Source organism: Streptomyces sp. NPDC031049 (assembly GCF_055571015.1).
In genome coordinates, this window is sequence record NZ_JBVIGC010000019.1 from 99,526 (window position 1) to 116,356 (window position 16,831).

16 protein-coding genes are annotated in these 16,831 nt (G+C 72.2%); 7 read left to right on the plus strand and 9 right to left on the minus strand.

Going from position 1 to position 16,831, the window contains the following annotated elements; all coding sequences use genetic code 11:
* The first annotated feature begins 14 nt into the window (after positions 1 to 14).
* On the plus strand, positions 15 to 815 hold the full coding sequence (locus ACZ45Q_RS27865) for a maleylpyruvate isomerase family mycothiol-dependent enzyme (RefSeq protein ID WP_468266230.1): 801 nt from the start codon (positions 15 to 17) through the stop codon (positions 813 to 815).
* Positions 816 to 927: 112 nt separating this feature from the next.
* Here the strand turns inward: ACZ45Q_RS27865 and ACZ45Q_RS27870 are convergent, their stop codons facing one another.
* The 6 genes from ACZ45Q_RS27870 to ACZ45Q_RS27895 form a co-directional block, all read right to left on the minus strand.
* Positions 928 to 1,644: an LAETG motif-containing sortase-dependent surface protein gene (locus tag ACZ45Q_RS27870; protein WP_468266232.1), complete on the minus strand. Its 717-nt coding sequence runs from the start codon at positions 1,642 to 1,644 to the stop codon at positions 928 to 930.
* A 291-nt stretch (positions 1,645 to 1,935) separates the two neighbouring features.
* The gene (locus tag ACZ45Q_RS27875; protein ID WP_468266234.1) at positions 1,936 to 2,343 is read right to left on the minus strand and encodes a VOC family protein; all 408 of its coding nucleotides are present in this window, start codon (positions 2,341 to 2,343) and stop codon (positions 1,936 to 1,938) included.
* Between the two features lie 142 nt (positions 2,344 to 2,485).
* Positions 2,486 to 4,036 carry a hypothetical protein gene (locus ACZ45Q_RS27880; RefSeq protein WP_468266236.1) on the minus strand — a complete coding sequence of 517 codons (1,551 nt, stop codon included), beginning with the start codon at positions 4,034 to 4,036 and terminating at the stop codon, positions 2,486 to 2,488.
* Entirely contained in the window at positions 4,018 to 4,785 is a 768-nt protein-coding gene (locus ACZ45Q_RS27885) for an ABC transporter ATP-binding protein (protein WP_468266238.1), read from the minus strand. The genes ACZ45Q_RS27880 and ACZ45Q_RS27885 overlap by 19 nt, the downstream gene beginning before the upstream one ends.
* 218 nt (positions 4,786 to 5,003) lie before the next feature.
* A complete protein-coding gene (locus ACZ45Q_RS27890; RefSeq protein ID WP_468266240.1) occupies positions 5,004 to 6,377 on the minus strand; it encodes an aspartate aminotransferase family protein in 1,374 nt (457 codons plus the stop codon).
* A 2-nt stretch (positions 6,378 to 6,379) separates the two neighbouring features.
* Positions 6,380 to 6,898: an Lrp/AsnC family transcriptional regulator gene (locus tag ACZ45Q_RS27895; protein ID WP_468266242.1), complete on the minus strand. Its 519-nt coding sequence runs from the start codon at positions 6,896 to 6,898 to the stop codon at positions 6,380 to 6,382.
* Positions 6,899 to 7,063: 165 nt separating this feature from the next.
* On the opposite strand from ACZ45Q_RS27895, the gene ACZ45Q_RS27900 reads away from it, so the two are divergent.
* Complete coding sequence (locus tag ACZ45Q_RS27900; RefSeq protein WP_468266243.1) at positions 7,064 to 8,503, plus strand: gamma-aminobutyraldehyde dehydrogenase; 1,440 nt, start codon at positions 7,064 to 7,066, stop codon at positions 8,501 to 8,503.
* A gap of 193 nt (positions 8,504 to 8,696) precedes the next feature.
* The gene (locus ACZ45Q_RS27905; RefSeq protein ID WP_468266245.1) at positions 8,697 to 9,887 is read left to right on the plus strand and encodes a polyamine ABC transporter substrate-binding protein; all 1,191 of its coding nucleotides are present in this window, start codon (positions 8,697 to 8,699) and stop codon (positions 9,885 to 9,887) included.
* Between the two features lie 36 nt (positions 9,888 to 9,923).
* Here the strand turns inward: ACZ45Q_RS27905 and ACZ45Q_RS27910 are convergent, their stop codons facing one another.
* Complete coding sequence (locus tag ACZ45Q_RS27910) at positions 9,924 to 10,634, minus strand: glycerophosphodiester phosphodiesterase (RefSeq protein ID WP_468266247.1); 711 nt, start codon at positions 10,632 to 10,634, stop codon at positions 9,924 to 9,926.
* The gene (locus tag ACZ45Q_RS27915; RefSeq protein ID WP_468266249.1) at positions 10,631 to 11,794 is read right to left on the minus strand and encodes an adenosine deaminase; all 1,164 of its coding nucleotides are present in this window, start codon (positions 11,792 to 11,794) and stop codon (positions 10,631 to 10,633) included. The genes ACZ45Q_RS27910 and ACZ45Q_RS27915 overlap by 4 nt, the downstream gene beginning before the upstream one ends.
* Positions 11,795 to 11,850: 56 nt before the next feature.
* Here ACZ45Q_RS27915 and ACZ45Q_RS27920 point away from each other — a divergent pair, with 56 nt between their 5' ends.
* Positions 11,851 to 12,615, plus strand: coding sequence for a DUF4190 domain-containing protein (locus ACZ45Q_RS27920; RefSeq protein ID WP_468266251.1), 765 nt, complete (start codon positions 11,851 to 11,853; stop codon positions 12,613 to 12,615).
* Positions 12,616 to 12,670: 55 nt separating this feature from the next.
* Positions 12,671 to 13,120: a DUF4190 domain-containing protein gene (locus ACZ45Q_RS27925; RefSeq protein ID WP_468266253.1), complete on the plus strand. Its 450-nt coding sequence runs from the start codon at positions 12,671 to 12,673 to the stop codon at positions 13,118 to 13,120.
* Positions 13,121 to 13,186: 66 nt separating this feature from the next.
* Here the strand turns inward: ACZ45Q_RS27925 and ACZ45Q_RS27930 are convergent, their stop codons facing one another.
* On the minus strand, positions 13,187 to 13,777 hold the full coding sequence (locus tag ACZ45Q_RS27930) for an NADAR family protein (RefSeq protein ID WP_468266255.1): 591 nt from the start codon (positions 13,775 to 13,777) through the stop codon (positions 13,187 to 13,189).
* Between the two features lie 202 nt (positions 13,778 to 13,979).
* On the opposite strand from ACZ45Q_RS27930, the gene ACZ45Q_RS27935 reads away from it, so the two are divergent.
* Positions 13,980 to 15,515: a gamma-aminobutyraldehyde dehydrogenase gene (locus tag ACZ45Q_RS27935; protein ID WP_468266257.1), complete on the plus strand. Its 1,536-nt coding sequence runs from the start codon at positions 13,980 to 13,982 to the stop codon at positions 15,513 to 15,515.
* A gap of 66 nt (positions 15,516 to 15,581) precedes the next feature.
* Positions 15,582 to 16,829 (plus strand): ABC transporter substrate-binding protein, encoded by a 1,248-nt coding sequence (locus ACZ45Q_RS27940; RefSeq protein ID WP_468266259.1) that lies wholly within the window; start codon positions 15,582 to 15,584, stop codon positions 16,827 to 16,829.
* The last annotated feature ends 2 nt before the right edge of the window (positions 16,830 to 16,831 follow it).

Below are 16,831 nucleotides of genomic sequence, written 5' to 3' on the forward strand. Positions count from 1 at the left end.
GTAGGGTGAGCGGCATGACACACCTCGCACACGACCGCTACTGCGACGAAGTCGCCCACCAGGTGGAGCAGTTCAGGTCCGTACTGGCCTGTGGTGCCGACCTGTCCGCGACCGTGCCGACGTGCCCGGACTGGACTCTCGAGGAGCTGGTACGGCATGTGGGGCGCGCCCTGCGCTGGGTGGAGCTGATCGTCCGCACCCGGGCCCAGGAGGACGTCCCGATCGACCGGGTGCCGGGGAACGAGGGGCCGGCGGGCCGGGGTGACGCCGCCGCGCTCGAGGCGTGGCTGGCGGAGTCCGGCGCGTCGGTCGTCGCGGCGCTGCGCGAGGCAGGGCCGGACCTGCGGGTGTGGACGTGGTCCGGGGCCGACACCTCCGGCTTCTGGGCCCGCCGGATGGCACACGAACTGGTCGTGCACCACGCGGACGCGTCACTGGCCGCCGGGCGGCCCTTCGCCGCGGTCGCGCCCGAGGTGGCGGCCGACGCGGTCGACGAGTGGCTGTGGATCGTGCGGTTCGCGCAGGAGGCCCTGCCCGACACCCCGGCGAACGAGCTGCGGCTGCCCGGCCGGTCCCTCCATCTGCACGCCACCGACACCCCGCCCGAGCTGAACGCCGAGTGGCTGATCGAACCGGCCGAGGACGGCGTGACCTGGCGTCGGGGGCACGAGAAGGCGGACGTCACCCTGCGCGGTCCGCTCACCTCCCTCCTGCTCGCCTTCTACCGCCGGACGCCGGTGGACGCGCCCGGGCTGGAGGTGCTCGGCGACCGGAAGCTGCTGGAGTTCTGGCTGGAGCGGGCGACCTTCGGGTGAGGGCCGGGGGACCGGCGCGCCGAGGGCTGCGGCCGAGGGGGTGGCGGGGCGGGGACGGCGATGGCCCGCCCCCGGGCGGGGACGGGCCACGAGTGTGCCGGTTCGCCAGGCGTCAGCGGTTGCCGTTCGCCCCGCGGCGGCGCATGCCGAAGAAGACCGCGCCGCCGCCGACCGCGACCAGGGCGGCCGCGATGCCGGCGATCAGGCCGGTGCTGGAGTCCGCACCGGTCTCGGCGAGGTTGGACTCACCGGCCGGCGACGGGGCGTTGCTCGAGGTGCCCGCGGGAGCGGTGCTCTCGCTCTCCGACGCCGCCGGGGCCGACGGGGACGGAGCGGGGGCCTCGGACTCCTCGGCCGGGGACGAGGTGCTCGCCGACGGGGTGGGCTCCGACGGCGTCGGAGCCGGCTCGTCGCCCTTGTCGCAGGCGGTCGCCGGGGTGACGAGGTTCGGCTTGATGTCCTCGTCGACGTAACCCTCGGCCTTGACGTGGACGCGGTACTCGGCGTTCGGCTTCCAGTTCTCGGCGAAGGTGATGGTGACGCCCTCGCTGGAGCCCTTGACGACCTGCTCGCCGACCTTCTTCGCGTCGGCGCCGTTGTTCTGGAGATAGACGGTCACGGTGGCGGGGACGCCGGAGGGGTCCTTGTCGGTGACGGTGATGACACCCTTGGTGCCGTCGCACACGGCGGCGGCGGAGAACTCGCTGATGTCGCAGGCGAACGCGTTGCCGGCGGCACCGACCGCCAGGGCGAGGGAGGCGGAGGCGACGCCGAGGGCGCGGATGCCACGGCGGGACGCCGTGCGGCTGGCTATGGACAGGACTGCCACGTTGGTCCTTTACAAGGTGCGCAGATTGCGGGGGGTGGATGGGGGCCGACACCGCGGCCGGCGGCTCGTTGCCGGTGGCCGCTGACGCGGCATCAGCACCCCAGGAGTCTCACTGGTCTATAAGCGTTGCATAAGCAGTGTCAACGCATATGCCACTCAAGGGCGTTGGCTTTGCCGTCTTATTAACCGACGGCACGTTTCAACGCCGCCATCCGGACGCTGAGATCCGGCCCCGCATACGCGTGCGGGCCGTCGCACCGACGGCCCGCACGGGGTGGTGGTGATGTCCGGTCAGCCTTCGACCGCCGCCGGGTCCATCCACACGACCTCCCAGGTGTGGCCGTCGAGGTCGTCGAAGGCGCGGCCGTACATGAAACCGAGGTCCTGGGTCTCGCCGGTGGGCGAACCGCCGGCCGCGATCGCCTTGTCCACCAGCTCGTCGACCTTCTCGCGGCTCTCGGCGCTCAGGGCGATCAGCACCTCGCTGGACTTCGTCGCGTCCACGATCTCCTTCTTCGTGAACTCGGCGTACTTCTGCCGGGAGAGCATCATCGCCACGATGGTGTCGCTGATCACGACCGAGGCCGTGGAGTCGTCGCTGAACTGGGGGTTGATCGTGTAGCCGAGCTCCGTGAAGAACTTCTTCGAGGCGTCGATGTCGTTCACGGGCAGGTTCACGAAGATCATCTGCTGGTACATGCGGGGCTCCCCATCGGTGGCGTGCCGTCGGTGTGCGTACGGTGTCGTGCTGTTCGGTGGGGTAGACCGGGGGGCCGGTCGGAACTCATCGGCGCTGCGGAGGTTTTCCGGGAACTTTTTTCGGCCGCTCGGGGCCGCGGGGCTAGGAGCCGCTCAGGGGCAGCGCCGCCAGTTCGGCGACGGCCAGCGTCAGCGGGAGGAACAGGGCGAGCAGCGCACCGGCGCGCACCGCGGCGGCGCCGCGCAGCGTCCCGGCGGGCGCGCCCAGGCGCAGCAGCGCGGACGTGGTCTCGGCGCGGGCGTGCTTGGCCTCGACGGCGGCGGTGAGCAGGGTCGCCACGGCGCAGCCGGCCACGACCAGCGCGCCCAGGGTGCTCAGCGGACCGAAGGCGGCCGTGTCGTCGGCGGAGTACGCCGTCACCGCCGCGTACGCCGCCGAGGCGACCGCGCAGACCACACCGAGCGGGCGGCCGATGCGGGTCGCCTCCTCCATGAGGACGCGGCCGGCCAGCAGGCGCAGGGCCCCGGGGCGGGCGGACTGGAGCAGGCGGCCGCACAGGTGGGTGAGGCCGGGGCCGGCCAGGGCCAGGCCGAGGGCGGTGAGGGCCCAGCCGATGAGGACGCCGGTGGAGGGGGTGCCGGTGCCGGGGGTGGTGCGGTGGGCGTAGGTCTCCACGGTGAGGCCCGCGGCGAGGAGGGTGATGCCCCAGGGGAGGGTGGTGAGGCCGGTGGGGTTGGCGGCGGAGCCGGGGTCCGGCGGTGAGAGGGTGCCGTCGGTCGTGGTCCCCGGGATGGGGTCGCTCTCCGGAGCCGGCGGGGTGCCTCCCCCAAAGGCGGTATCCCCGGCGCCCACCCGCACCGCCCCGGCGGCACGACTGCCCGCGGGCTGCGCGGCCGCGGTGGCGGGGCCGTCCGCGGGCAGGGCCGTCGGCCGGGCCGGGTCGGGGAGAGCCGCCCCGGGGGAAGCCGCCCCGGGGGGAGGCGCCCCGGGGGGAGGCGCGTCCGGCGTGGCGGCCTCCTGGGCGACCCCGCGTTTGCCGGCCGTGACGAAGCGGCCGTAGCGGCCGTAGGCGCCGAAGGTCTCCCGGGTGGCCAGGCCGTACGCGCCGAAGCGGCCGTAGCGGCGGGCCGGGTTCGCGGCGTCGGGGCGGGACGGGCGGGGCTCCCGGGGGCGGAGCAGCAGGGCGACCGTCGCCGACGCGGTCAGCGGGACCAGCGCGAGCAGGGTCAGCACCGCCGGGACGGGCAGTGGCTGCCCGGGGGCGAGGGCGCCGGCCGCGGCGCCGTCGAAGGGCGCGCCCGGCAGAGCGGGGGCGCCGCCCGTCAGGTCGCCGCGCAGGTGGAGGAAGGCCAGCAGCGCCAGTGCCGACCCCAGCGCGCAGGACAGGGCCGTGGTGGTCGCCGAGACGGCCATCAGCCGGCCGGGGCCGAGCCCGACGGCCGACAGACCGGCGCGGGGACGGGTGCCCGGGTCGGTGCGGGCCACGGCCACGGCGAAGTACACGGTCGCCGCGAGCGGTGCCGCGCACCAGGCGAGCCGGAGGGCAGAGGCGCCCGGTGCCTGCGGGTGGCTCAGCGCGTGACCGAGGGCGCTCAGCAGCAGGAACCCCGTGCCCGCCGAGGCCGCCGCGAGAAGCAGCCGGCGCAGCTGGACGGCGAGCCGGGCGCCGTGGGTCAGGCGGAGAGCGAGCACGCGGCCCGGCCTTCCGTGCCGGCGGCCCCGGAGGCCGTCGTGGTCTCGGCGACCGGCGGCAGGTGTACGGTCCTCACCCGCCGCCCGTCCAGCAGTGCCACCGTGCGGTCCGCGAGGGCCGCGGTCTCCGCGTCGTGGGTGGCCAGCACCACCGTGATGCCGTGCGAGCGGGCCGCGGTGGTGAGCGTCCGCAGCACATGGGCGCGGTCGGCCCGGTGCAGGGGCGCCGTCGGTTCGTCGGCGAACAGCACGGCGGGCGCGACGGTGAGCGCGCGGGCGATGCACACCCGCTGGCGTTCGGCCTGGCGGAGCTCGCGCGGGCGCTTACGGGCGCCCTGGCCGACGTCGAGGCGGTCCAGCCACTCCAGGGCCGCCTTCTTGGCGCGCCGCCGGGGGACGCCGCGCAGCATCAGGGGGAGGGCGGCGTTCTCCCAGGCGTTCAGCTCGGGGACGAGCGCCGGTGCCGGGTCGATCCAGCCGAAGCGGTCCCTGCGCAGCCGCTCACGGCTGATCGGCCCCATGGTGTGCACCGGCACGCTGTTGAACCAGACCTCGCCGCTCTGCGGCCTGAGGAGTCCGGACAGACAGCCGAGCAGCGTCGTCTTGCCGCTGCCGCGCGGCCCGCTGACGGCGAGGATCTCGCGTTCCCGGACACCGAGCGAGACGCCCTGGAGCGCGGGGGAGCCGTCGTTGTGCTGGAAGTGCAGGGCGCGTGCCCAGAGCACGTCGTTGTCCGGCGGGGCCACCATCGGCGTACACCTCGGTTCTGATCCGTTGTTCCCTGGGTCCTGTCCCCCTTACGGGGGAACGAGGGCAGGGCCTGTGGGTCACAGGGCACGCTAGGCAGGACGGGGTGGGAGCCCGGACAGCACGCGGCCCCGGGCCGCCGTTTCTCACTCGAACGGACGGCGCCGGGGCCGGAGACGATCTTCTTTCACGAAGATCGTGAAGACTGGCCGGAGGGCGGTCAGAGCTTGGTCCAGGCCTCCGTCAGCGTCGCGCGCAGGATCTGCTCGATCTCGTCGAACGTCTCCTGGTTGGAGATCAGCGGCGGCGCGAGCTGGACGACCGGGTCGCCGCGGTCGTCGGCCCGGCAGTACAGGCCGTTCTCGTACAGCTTCTTGGAGAGGAAGCCGTACAGGACCCGCTCGGTCTCCTCCTCGTCGAAGGACTCCTTGGTGGCCTTGTCCTTGACCAGCTCGATGCCGTAGAAGTAGCCGTTGCCGCGGACGTCGCCGACGATCGGCAGGTCGTGCAGCTTCTCCAGGGTGGCACGGAAGGCGCCCTCGTTGTCCAGCACGTGCTGGGTGAGGCCCTCGCGCTCGAACAGGTCGAGGTTGGCCAGGCCCACGGCCGCGGAGACCGGGTGGCCGCCGAAGGTGTAGCCGTGCAGGAAGGTGTTGTCGCCCTTGTAGAACGGCTCGGCCAGGCGGTCGGAGATGATGCAGGCGCCGATCGGGGAGTAGCCCGAGGTCATGCCCTTGGCGCAGGTGATCATGTCCGGCACGTAGTCGAACTTGTCGCAGGCGAAGATCGTGCCCAGCCGGCCGAAGGCGCAGATGACCTCGTCCGACACCAGCAGCACGTCGTACTGGTCGCAGATCTCGCGCACCCGCTGGAAGTAGCCGGGCGGGGGAGGGAAGCAGCCGCCGGCGTTCTGCACCGGCTCCAGGAAGACGGCCGCGACGGTCTCGGGGCCCTCGAAGAGGATCTGCTGCTCGATCTGGTCGGCGGCCCAGCGGCCGAAGGCCTCGGGGTCGTCGCCGTGGATCGGGGCGCGGTAGATGTTGGTGTTCGGCACCTTGTGCGCGCCCGGGACGAGCGGCTCGAAGGGGGCCTTCAGGCCCGGCAGGCCGGTGATGGACAGGGCGCCCTGCGGGGTGCCGTGGTAGGCCACCGCGCGGGAGATCACCTTGTGCTTCATGGGCTTGCCGGTGAGCTTGAAGTACTGCTTGGCGAGCTTCCAGGCGGTCTCGACCGCCTCGCCGCCGCCGGTGGTGAAGAAGACCTTGTTCAGGTCGCCGGGGGCGTGGTGGGCGAGGCGCTCGGCCAGCTCCACGGCCGCGGGGTGGGCGTAGGACCACACCGGGAAGAACGCCAGCTCCTGCGCCTGCTTGGCGGCGGTCTCGGCCAGCTCGGTCCGGCCGTGGCCGGCCTGGACCACGAACAGGCCGGCGAGACCGTCGAGGTAGCGCTTGCCCTTGTCGTCGTAGATGTAGGTGCCCTCGCCCCGGACGATGGTGGGGACGGGGGCGTTCTCGTACGAGGACATGCGGGTGAAGTGCATCCACAGGTGGTCGTACGCGGACTTGCTGAGGTCCTTCTGGCTGGCGGTACTCACGGTTATCGAGTTCCCCACATATAGGTCTGCTTCTTGAGCTTGAGGTAGACGAAGCTCTCGGTGGAGCGCACTCCGGGGACGGCCCGGATGCGTTTGTTGATGACGTCCAGCAGGTGGTCGTCGTCCTCGCAGACGATCTCCACCATCAGGTCGAAGGAGCCTGCGGTCATCACCACGTACTCGCATTCGGACATCGCGGTCAGTGCGTCGGCGACGGACTCCACGTCGCCCTCGACGTTGATCCCGACCATCGCCTGCCGGCGGAAGCCCACGGTGAGCGGGTCCGTGACGGCGACGATCTGCATCACGCCCTGGTCGAGCAGCTTCTGCACGCGCTGGCGTACGGCCGCCTCGGAGAGGCCGACGGCCTTGCCGATGGCGGCGTACGGCCGGCGGCCGTCCTCCTGGAGCTGCTCGATGATGGCGAGGGAGACGGCGTCCAGCTGGGGACTGCTGCCGTTCCTGGACTCGCGGGAGTCCCTGGGGTCTGCGCTTCGACTGGCCACGGCTTCACTGTGCACGACGTCTCGACAGTTTTGCAAGCCCGGATCGATGAAATTCGTTGTCTGAGTCGCTTGAGCCTGCGGATTTCGCAATCAACGGGCGATCGGGGGTGTTGAAAACGTCGGCTCTCCGATTAGGGTGGGTGTCTCAGTGATTGGACACCCGAACTTGGAGGGCCGGCAGTGAGCACCGAGCTGCGTCGTCTGCGCAACTACATCGACGGTGAGTTCCGGGACGCCGCCGACGGACGGACCACCGAGGTGGTCAACCCCGCCACCGGCGAGGCGTACGCGACCGCGCCCCTGTCGGCGCAGGCGGACGTCGACGCCGCCATGGCGGCCGCCGCCCGGGCCTTCCCGGCCTGGCGCGACACCACCCCGGCCGAACGGCAGAAGGCCCTGCTGAAGATCGCGGACGCGTTCGAGGAGCGCGCCGAGGAGCTGATCGCGGCCGAGGTGGAGAACACGGGCAAGCCCACCGGGCTCACCCGCACCGAGGAGATCCCGCCGATGGTCGACCAGATCCGCTTCTTCGCGGGTGCGGCCCGGATGCTGGAGGGACGCAGCGCCGGCGAGTACATGGAGGGCCTGACCTCCATGATCCGCCGCGAGCCGATCGGTGTCTGCGCGCAGGTCGCGCCGTGGAACTACCCGATGATGATGGCCGTGTGGAAGTTCGCCCCCGCGCTGGCGGCGGGCAACACCGTCGTGCTGAAGCCGTCCGACACCACCCCGGCCTCCACGGTCCTGATGGCCGAGATCATCGGCTCGATCGTGCCCAAGGGCGTCTTCAACGTCGTCTGCGGCGACCGTGACACCGGCCGCCTGATGGTCGAGCACCCCACCCCGGCCATGGCCTCCATCACCGGCTCCGTGCGGGCCGGCATGTCGGTCGCCGAGTCGGCGTCGAAGGACCTCAAGCGGGTCCACCTCGAGCTGGGCGGCAAGGCGCCGGTCGTGGTCTTCGAGGACACCGACATCGCCAAGGCCGTCGAGGACATCTCGGTGGCGGGCTTCTTCAACGCCGGCCAGGACTGCACCGCGGCCACCCGCGTGCTGGTGCACGAGTCGATCCACGACGAGTTCGTCTCCGCGCTCGCCAAGGCCGCGTCCGAGACCAAGACCGGCCAGCCGGACGACGAGGACGTGCTCTACGGCCCGCTGAACAACCCCAACCAGCTCAAGCAGGTCGCCGGCTTCATCGAGCGGCTGCCCGCCCACGCCAAGGTCGAGGCCGGCGGCCACCAGGTCGGCGACAAGGGCTACTTCTACGCCCCGACGGTCGTCTCGGGCCTGAAGCAGGACGACGAGATCATCCAGAAGGAGGTCTTCGGCCCGGTCATCACCGTCCAGTCGTTCCGCGACGAGGACCAGGCGGTGGAGTGGGCCAACGGCGTCGAGTACGCGCTGGCCTCCTCGGTGTGGACCAAGGACCACGGCCGTGCCATGCGGATGTCCAAGAAGCTCGACTTCGGCTGCGTGTGGATCAACACCCACATCCCGCTGGTCGCCGAGATGCCGCACGGCGGCTTCAAGAAGTCCGGCTACGGCAAGGACCTGTCGGCGTACGGGTTCGACGACTACACGCGCATCAAGCACGTGATGACGTCGCTGGACGTCTGACGGACGATCGGTCCACCGGCTCAGCGGGGGACCGTGCGCCGGCCGCGGGTTCGCCGTGGCCCGCCGCGCGGTTCCCCGCGTCCCGTCGGGGCGGCGTCCGGCTCCGCGGCCTCGACAGGGTGTCGCCGCCCGGCGGATCCTCTCGACGGGGCGTCAATTGTGCGGTGGCCCACGGCAGCCGCATGCTGCGGGCATGCCGCTGACACCGAGGAATCCCTTGCCGTCCCGCCGGTCCCTGCTGCGCGCCCTCGGTGCAGGCGCGGCGCTCGGCGGCCTGGCCGGCTGCGGGGTGCCCGCCGCGTACGTGCCCGCCGGTGAGCGCGCCGCCGCCGACCTCTCCGCGACCGAGCCCCGGCTGACCTGGGCGAACTGGCCGCTGTACATCGACACCGACGACGCGGACCCCGGCCGGCGGCCCACCCTGGAGGCGTTCGAGAAGGACACGGGGATCTCCGTGGACTACGTCGAGGAGATCAACGACAACGACGAGTTCTTCGGCAAGATCAGCCCGGCCCTGATGAACCACCAGCCCACCGGCCGGGACCTGATCGTCATCAGTGACTGGATGTGCGGGCGGTTCGTCCGGCTCGGCTGGGTGCAGGAGATGGACCGCTCCCGCCAGCCCCGTGTCACCGAGCACCTCGACCCGCTGCTGCGCTCTCCCGCCTTCGACCCCGGCCGCAGGTTCACGGTGCCGTGGCAGTCCGGCATCACCGGCATCGCCTACAACCGGCGCCGCCTCGGCCGGGAGCTGCGCCAGGTCTCCGACCTGTGGGCGAGCGACCTCAAGGGCCGGGTGACGCTGCTGTCCGGCATGGACGAGGCCTTCGCGCTGCTGATGCTGGGCAACGGCGTGGACATCACCGACTGGACGGCGGACGACTTCCACACGGTCTGCGACCAGGTGGAGAAGCAGGTGGCGCGGGGGCAGATCCGCCGCTTCACCGGCAACGACTACATCAAGGACCTCTCCAGCGGTGACGTGCTGGCCTGCCAGGCCTACTCCGGCGATGTGATCCAGCTCCAGGCGGACGACCCCGGCATCGAGTTCGTCGTACCGGAGGAGGGCGGCGAACTGTGGGCGGAGTCCCTGATGATCCCGAACCTGGCCCGCCACAAGGCCAACGCCGAGCGGCTCGTCGACCACTACTACCAGCCCGAGGTCGCCGCCGAGCTGGCCGCCTGGGTCAACTACGTCTGCCCGGTCCCGGCCGCGCAGGACGTGCTGGCGTCGTCCGGGGACGCGGAGACGGCCGCCCTGGCCGAGGACCCGCTGATCTTCCCGGACGCGGCGATGCGCGAGCGGTTGTCCATCGCCAAGGACGTCGAGGCGGGGCAGCGCAGGGAGTTCGCCCAGCGGTGGAACGGCATCGCCGGGCTGTAGCGGACCGGCCGACCGCGGCGGCCGGTGGCGGGCGGATCAGCGCGGAAGCGGTGGGACGGACTCGCGGACCGCGCACAGGACGTCCACCCGGTTGGTGGTGATCGAGTCGACGCCCGCGGCCAGCAGCCGGCGCATCGAGCGGCGGGTGTCCGGGGTCCAGGCGGAGAGCAGACAGCCGTCGCGGTGGACGCGGTCGGCCAGCTCCCGGTCCACCAGCGGGAAGCGGTAGTTGAGCCAGCGCGGACGGACCGCCGCCAGCAGCGCGGGCCGGGGCGGCGCGAGCGTCGTCCAGGTCAGCGCGATCTCCGCCGCCGGGTCGGCCGTGCGCACGGCCAGCATGGCGGCGGCGCCGGCGCAGTAGTACACGCGGTCGGCGGCGCCGCACTCGGCGACCACGCCGACCACCCGGCGGGCGGCCCGCACGTCGGGGGTGCCGGGCAGGTCGAGCATCACCCGGTGGCCCTCGGTGGCGGCCAGCGCCTCCGCCAGCGTCGGCACCCGGCCCGCCGTCAGACCGCGCACCTCCTCGGCCGACAGCGCGAGCAGCGGACGGTCCTGCTCCCACAGGCGCTTCAGCGTCCCGTCGTGCAGCAGCACGGGCACGCCGTCCCGGGTCAGCCGTACGTCGATCTCGACCGCGTCCGCGCCGCGGCGCAGCGCGGAACGCAGGGACTCGAGTGTGTTCTCGCGGAAGCGGTAGGGATCGCCGCGGTGGGCCACGGCGGTCACTCGCTGCGGGGCGCTCATCGGGCGGCGAGCCAGTCCGACGTGTACGTGTCGATCTCGTCGCTGATACGGGCCTTGCCCGCGGGGTCCAGGAAGGACGCCTCGACCGCGTTCTTCGCCAGGCCGGCGAGCCCGCGCTCGTCGAGGCCGAGCAGCCGGGCGGCGACCGCGTACTCGTTGTTCAGGTCGGTGCCGAACATCGGCGGGTCGTCGGAGTTGATCGTCACCAGGACGCCGGCCCGGACGAACTCCTTGACCGGGTGCTCGTCCAGGACGGTCACCGCGCGGGTGGCGATGTTCGAGGTCGGGCAGACCTCCAGCGCGATGCGCCGCTCGGCCAGGTGCTCCAGGAGCCTCGGGTCGCGGGCGGAGCTGGTGCCGTGGCCGATGCGCTCGGCGCGCAGGTGGGTCAGCGCGTCCCACACCGTCTCGGGGCCGGTGGTCTCGCCGGCGTGCGGCACCGAGTGCAGCCCGGCGGCGATCGCCCGGTCGAAGTACGGCTTGAACTGCGGCCTGGGGACGCCGATCTCGGGGCCACCGAGACCGAAGGAGACCAGGCCCTCGGGGCGCAGCCGGTCGTCGGTGGCCAGCCGCGCGGTCTCCTCGGCGGACTCCAGGCCCGCCTCGCCGGGGATGTCGAAGCACCAGCGCAGCACGGTCCCGAACTCGGCCTCGGCCGCCTTGCGGGCGTCCTCGATCGCGTCCATGAAGGCCCGCTCGTCGATGCCGCGCCGGGTGGAGGAGAAGGGGGTGATGGTCAGCTCGGCGTACCGCACCCGCTGCCGGGCCATGTCCCGGGCCACCTCGTACGTCAGCAGCCGGACGTCCTCCGGGGTGCGGACCAGGTCCACGACGGACAGGTAGACCTCGATGAAATGGGCGAAGTCCGTGAACGTGAAGTAGTCGACCAGGGCCTCGGGGTCGGTGGGGACCTTGGAGTCGGGGTGGCGGGCGGCCAGTTCGGCGACGATCCGGGGAGAGGCGGAGCCGACGTGGTGGACGTGCAGTTCGGCCTTGGGCAGCCCGGCGATGAAGGCGCCCAGGTCGCGCGGTACGTCGGGCTGGACGAGGTGCTCGGTCAAGGTTTTCCTCCCCGGAGGCGGCGTCCCGGGCCGGCCGGGCGGCGGGACGCGGGTGATCGGCTGATCGATGGGTCGGGGATCATCGTAGGCCGGTCTCACGCGCCGAGGGCCGGGGCCGTAGCATGGCGGGCACGATCGACCCAGGGGGACGCGACATGACGGACGCACAGCAGCCGGGCCGGGACGCCGCCGGCGGCCACGATCCGTGGGCGCCGCCGGAGAGCCGGCCGTCGCTGGACAAGGACCGCGGCGACGCCGCGACGAACCGGCCGCCCGCCGCGGGCGGGCCGCCCGGGCAGCAGCCGCCGTCCGTGCACGACCAGGCCACGGTCACCTCGATGCCGGCGGCCGGTTTCGGCGGCCCCCAGCAGCCCACCCCGCCCGGCGCCACCCCGCCCGTCGGCGCCGCACCCGGCGCGGACCCGTTCGGGCCGCCCGGAGCGGCCGTGCCGCCCCCGCCGGTCGCCCCCGGCGGCCCGGGCACCCACGGAGGCCACACCGGAGCCGGATACGGCTACCCGGGCTACCCCCAGGGCGGCTACGGCTGGCCCGGTGGGCCGATGGGCCCCCAGCCGCAGAACGGCATGGGCATCGCGGCGATGGTGCTCGGCATCCTCGCCTGCTGCCTGTTCTGCTTCTACGGCGTGGTCTCCGTCGTCCTGGGCATCCTCGCCGTGGTCTTCGGCGTCAAGGGCCGCAAGCGGGCCGAGCGCGGCGAGGCCACCAACCACGGGCAGGCGCAGGCCGGTCTGGTCATGGGCGTCATCGGCCTCGTCCTCGGCATCGCCGTGATCGTCCTGATCGCCGTCGGCATCACCGCCGCCATCAACAGCGACCTCGACTCCGACTCCGACCCCTACGGCGATCCCTACTACGGCGCCGGCCGTCCGGCGGCCGTCTCCGTCGCAGAGAATCGCTGACTCCCTTGCTCCCGGGGCGACTACGATGCCCGAGTTGTCAACGAGGGGAGCAGTCATGTCGCACGCCAATCCCGGACCCGGCGGGTACGGGCCACCGTCACAGCCGCCCGCCGGCGGCTACGGGCAGCCGCAGTCCGGACCGGGATACGGCTACCCGGGCGCAGGGCAGTCCTACCCGGCGGCCCCGCCCGTGGGCTACCCCCAGGCGCCCGGCTACGGCATGCCGGTCCAGCCGAGCAACGGCATGGGAACCACCGGACTGGTGCTGGGCATCATCGGCGTGGTGTGCAGCCTGACCTTCTTCCTGTGGTTCTTCGGCGTCATCCTGGGCATCCTCGGGATCATCTTCGGCGCCATAGGCCGCGGAAAGGCCAACCGGGGCGAGGCCACCAACAAGGGCGCCGCCACCGCGGGACTGGTCTGCGGGATCATCGCCACCGTCGTCCTGCCGCTGCTCGGCATCCTGCTGTTCGCGAGCGTCATGGGCGCCGCGGGAGCCGCCTGACCCGGCCGTCGCCGACGGCCACCGGGCACCGCGCCGGGGCCGGCCTCCGGGCCGGCCCCTCTCGGCTCAGCAGGCCCGCAGCCGCTCCCGTGCCACCATCAGCGCGAAGCCCAGCAGATTCGGCCCCCGCCAGCGCTCCGGGTCCGCCGCCGCCTCGTCGTCCGCGGCCAGACCGATGCCCCACACCCGGTCCACCGGACTCGCCTCCACCAGCACCCGGTCGCCGGTGTTCAGCAGGAACGCCCGCAGCGCGGGGTCCGAGGCGAACTTGTGGACGCTGCCCTCGACGACGATCCCGAACCGCTCCCGCGCCCATGTCCCCTCGTCGAAGCCGCGCACCAGCCGCCCCGCCTTCTTCGCCTCGGCCGGATGGACCGCGGCCAGCACCCGGCGCTCCGCCTCCGCGTCCGCGAACAGCCGCGCCTTGCCCGCCATCATCCAGTGCTCGGCGGTCGCGTACTCCACCCCGTCCACCGTGAACGGCGAGGGCCACCACTGGCTCAGGCAGCCCGGCCCGAGCCGGCCGTCAGGCCGCGGCCGGTGCCCCCAGAAGCGCAGGTACTTCGCCCGGGCCCCCGCACGCACCCCGGCGAGCAGAGCCTCGCGGCTGTCGATCGCCCCCGTGATCTCTTCCCTCGCGCCCGTGACCTCTTCCATGCACGCGAGTGTGGCACGCGCCACTGACACACCGTCCGTCCTTTTCCGTGGTTACTCGACACCTGGTCGACAGATTCCGTCGCGTAACCAAAAGGCAACAACGGAATCCCTTGTTGGCGGTTCGTTGCTCTGTCAGGATCGGCACCCACATCGAGTCTGAGCCACGCCGGACCCCGTCGAGGGGACACCGAGGAGAGCCGACATGCACAACCCGGGCAACACCACCCCGGACCGCTTCCCGGCCCGAGACCGCTTCGCGGACGGGGCCCAGTACATCGCCGGTCGCCTCACGAAGGGCACCTCCGGCCGCACGCACGCCGTGATCGACCCCGCGTCCGGTGAGGAGGTCCTGACCTACGAGCTGGCCGGCACCGACGACGTCGACGCGGCCGTCGCCGCCGCCCGCGCCGCCTTCCCGGGCTGGTCCGCCGCCACCCCGGGCGAGCGCTCCGACGCCCTGCACCGGTTCGCGGCCGTGCTCGCCGACCGTGCCGAGGACCTGGCCCGCGCCGAGTCCCTCCAGTGCGGCAAGCCGCTGAAGCTGACCCGCGAGTTCGACGTGCCGGGTTCGGTCGACAACACCGCCTTCTTCGCGGGCGCCGCCCGCCATCTCCAGGGGCAGTCGGCGGGCGAGTACTCCGGCGACCACACCTCCTACGTCCGCCGCGAGCCGATCGGCGTCGTCGGCTCCATCGCACCCTGGAACTACCCGCTCCAGATGGCCGCCTGGAAGATCCTCCCGGCGATCGCCGCAGGCAACACCATCGTGCTCAAGCCCGCCGAGCTCACCCCGCTGACCTCCCTGATGTTCGCCCAGGCGGCCACCGAGGCGGGCATCCCGGACGGTGTCGTCAACATCGTCACCGGCACCGGCCGGGTGGCTGGCGAGCACCTCGTCGGCCACCCCGACGTCGCCATGACCTCCTTCACCGGCTCCACCGCCGTCGGCAGGCGCGTCGCCGAGGTCGCGACCGCCACCGTCAAGCGGATCCACCTGGAGCTGGGCGGCAAGGCCCCCTTCGTCGTCTTCGACGACGCCGACCTGGAGGCCGCCGCGCACGGAGCCGTCGCCGGCGCTCTGATCAACACGGGCCAGGACTGCACGGCCGCCACCCGCGCGTACGTGCAGCGGCCGCTGTACGAGGCGTTCGTGGAGCGGACGGCCGCCCTGATGGAGACCGTCCGGCTCGGCGACCCGTTCGCCCCCGGTACCGACCTCGGACCGCTGGTCAGCCACGCCCAGCGGGACCGCGTCGCCGGTTTCGTCGACCGGGCCCGCGGCTACGCGCGCGTGGTGACCGGAGGTGAGGCGCCGCAGGGCGAGCTGAAGAACGGCGCCTACTACCGGCCCACCCTCATCGCCGACGCCGCCCAGGACAGCGAGGCCGTGCAGTCCGAGATCTTCGGGCCGGTCCTGGTCGTGCTGCCCTTCGACACCGACGACGAGGGCATCCGCCTGGCCAACGACACCCCCTACGGGCTCGCCGCCTCCGCCTGGAGCCGGGACGTCTACCGGGCGAACCGCGCCACCCGCGAGATCAAGGCGGGCTGCGTGTGGGTCAACGACCACATCCCGATCATCAGCGAGATGCCGCACGGCGGATACAAGGCGTCCGGCTTCGGCAAGGACATGTCCGCGTACTCCTTCGAGGAGTACACCCAGATCAAGCACGTCATGTTCGACAACACGGCGGTGGCCGCCAAGGACTGGCACCGCACCGTCTTCGGGGACCGATAGTCAGCCCGTCATCACCACGCAAGGCCGCCGACCACGGCCGACTCCATCCGAAAGGGCACCACGCGCATGGAGCACTACGAGCCCGACCGTCTCTCCCCGGCCCAGGAGGCGGCCGTACGGCGCAGCTTCCGCCAGGGCAGGGCCGCCATGACCCGCCGTTCGCTGCTGCGGGCCTCCGCGTTCGGCGGACTGGCGGTCGGCGGACTCGGATCGCTGAGCGCCTGCGGCATCCCCGCCGCCGGCCGGACCGAGGGCGGCACCTCCGCCGAGGACCACTCGGAGAAGGAGAAGAAGGTCAGCTTCTCCAACTGGACCGAGTACATGGACGTCGACGACAGCGGCAAGCGGCACCCGACGCTGGAGGCGTTCACCCGGCGGACCGGCATCAGGGTCGACTACAACGAGGACATCAACGACAACAACGAGTTCTTCGGCAAGATCAAGCCGCAGCTCGCCGCCGGCCAGGACACCGGCCGGGACCTGATGGTCGTCACCGACTGGCTGGCCGCCCGGCTGATCCGCCTCGGCTGGGTGCAGAAGCTCGACCCGGCCAACCTGCCGCACGCCTACGCCAACCTCTCGCCGCAGTTCCGCATGCCTGACTGGGACCCCGGCCGCGCCTACTCCTACCCCTGGCAGTCCATCGCCACCGTCATCGCCTACAACAAGAAGGCCCTCGACGGCATGGAGGTCAGGACCCTCTCCGACCTGCTGGACAACCCCAAGCTCAAGGGGCGCGTCGGGCTGCTCACCGAGATGCGCGACACCATGGGCATGGTGCTGCTCGACATGGGCAAGGACCCGGGCCGCTTCTCCGACGACGACTACGACGCCGCGATCGCCCGGGTCCAGAAGGCCGTCGACCGCAGCCAGATCCGCCGCTTCACCGGCAACGACTACACCGCCGACCTGACCAAGGGCGACTTCGCCGCCTGCCTCGCGTGGGCCGGCGACGTCGTCCAGCTCCAGGCGGACAACCCCGACGTCGGCTTCCTCATCCCCGACAGCGGCTACATGACGTCCAGCGACAACCTGCTCATCCCCAACAAGGCGCGCCACAAGACCAACGCCGAGCGGCTCATCGACTACTACTACGAGCCGAAGGCGGCCGCGCAACTCGCCGCTTACATCAACTACGTCTGTCCCGTGGACGGCGTGCGGGACGAGCTCGCGAAGATCGACCCGGAGGCGGCCGACAACCCGCTGATCATTCCCGACCAGGACATGCAGGCCAAGACCCGTGCCTTCCGCTCGCTGAGCGCGAAGGAAGAGACGGCCTACGAAGCGAAGTTCGCGAAGCTCACAGGGGCGTGACC

What these genes read in the sequence shown, in the direction of transcription:
- ACZ45Q_RS27910 (WP_468266247.1), bottom strand. Translation starts at nt 10,634, where the DNA reads ATGAGCGCCCCGCAGCGAGTGACCGCCGTGGCCCACCGCGGCGATCCC.
- ACZ45Q_RS27905 (WP_468266245.1), top strand. Translation starts at nt 8,697, where the DNA reads ATGCCGCTGACACCGAGGAATCCCTTGCCGTCCCGCCGGTCCCTGCTG.
- ACZ45Q_RS27940 (WP_468266259.1), top strand. Translation starts at nt 15,582, where the DNA reads ATGGAGCACTACGAGCCCGACCGTCTCTCCCCGGCCCAGGAGGCGGCC.
- ACZ45Q_RS27925 (WP_468266253.1), top strand. Translation starts at nt 12,671, where the DNA reads ATGTCGCACGCCAATCCCGGACCCGGCGGGTACGGGCCACCGTCACAG.
- ACZ45Q_RS27935 (WP_468266257.1), top strand. Translation starts at nt 13,980, where the DNA reads ATGCACAACCCGGGCAACACCACCCCGGACCGCTTCCCGGCCCGAGAC.
- ACZ45Q_RS27865 (WP_468266230.1), top strand. Translation starts at nt 15, where the DNA reads ATGACACACCTCGCACACGACCGCTACTGCGACGAAGTCGCCCACCAG.
- ACZ45Q_RS27930 (WP_468266255.1), bottom strand. Translation starts at nt 13,777, where the DNA reads ATGGAAGAGGTCACGGGCGCGAGGGAAGAGATCACGGGGGCGATCGAC.
- ACZ45Q_RS27885 (WP_468266238.1), bottom strand. Translation starts at nt 4,785, where the DNA reads ATGGTGGCCCCGCCGGACAACGACGTGCTCTGGGCACGCGCCCTGCAC.
- ACZ45Q_RS27920 (WP_468266251.1), top strand. Translation starts at nt 11,851, where the DNA reads ATGACGGACGCACAGCAGCCGGGCCGGGACGCCGCCGGCGGCCACGAT.
- ACZ45Q_RS27875 (WP_468266234.1), bottom strand. Translation starts at nt 2,343, where the DNA reads ATGTACCAGCAGATGATCTTCGTGAACCTGCCCGTGAACGACATCGAC.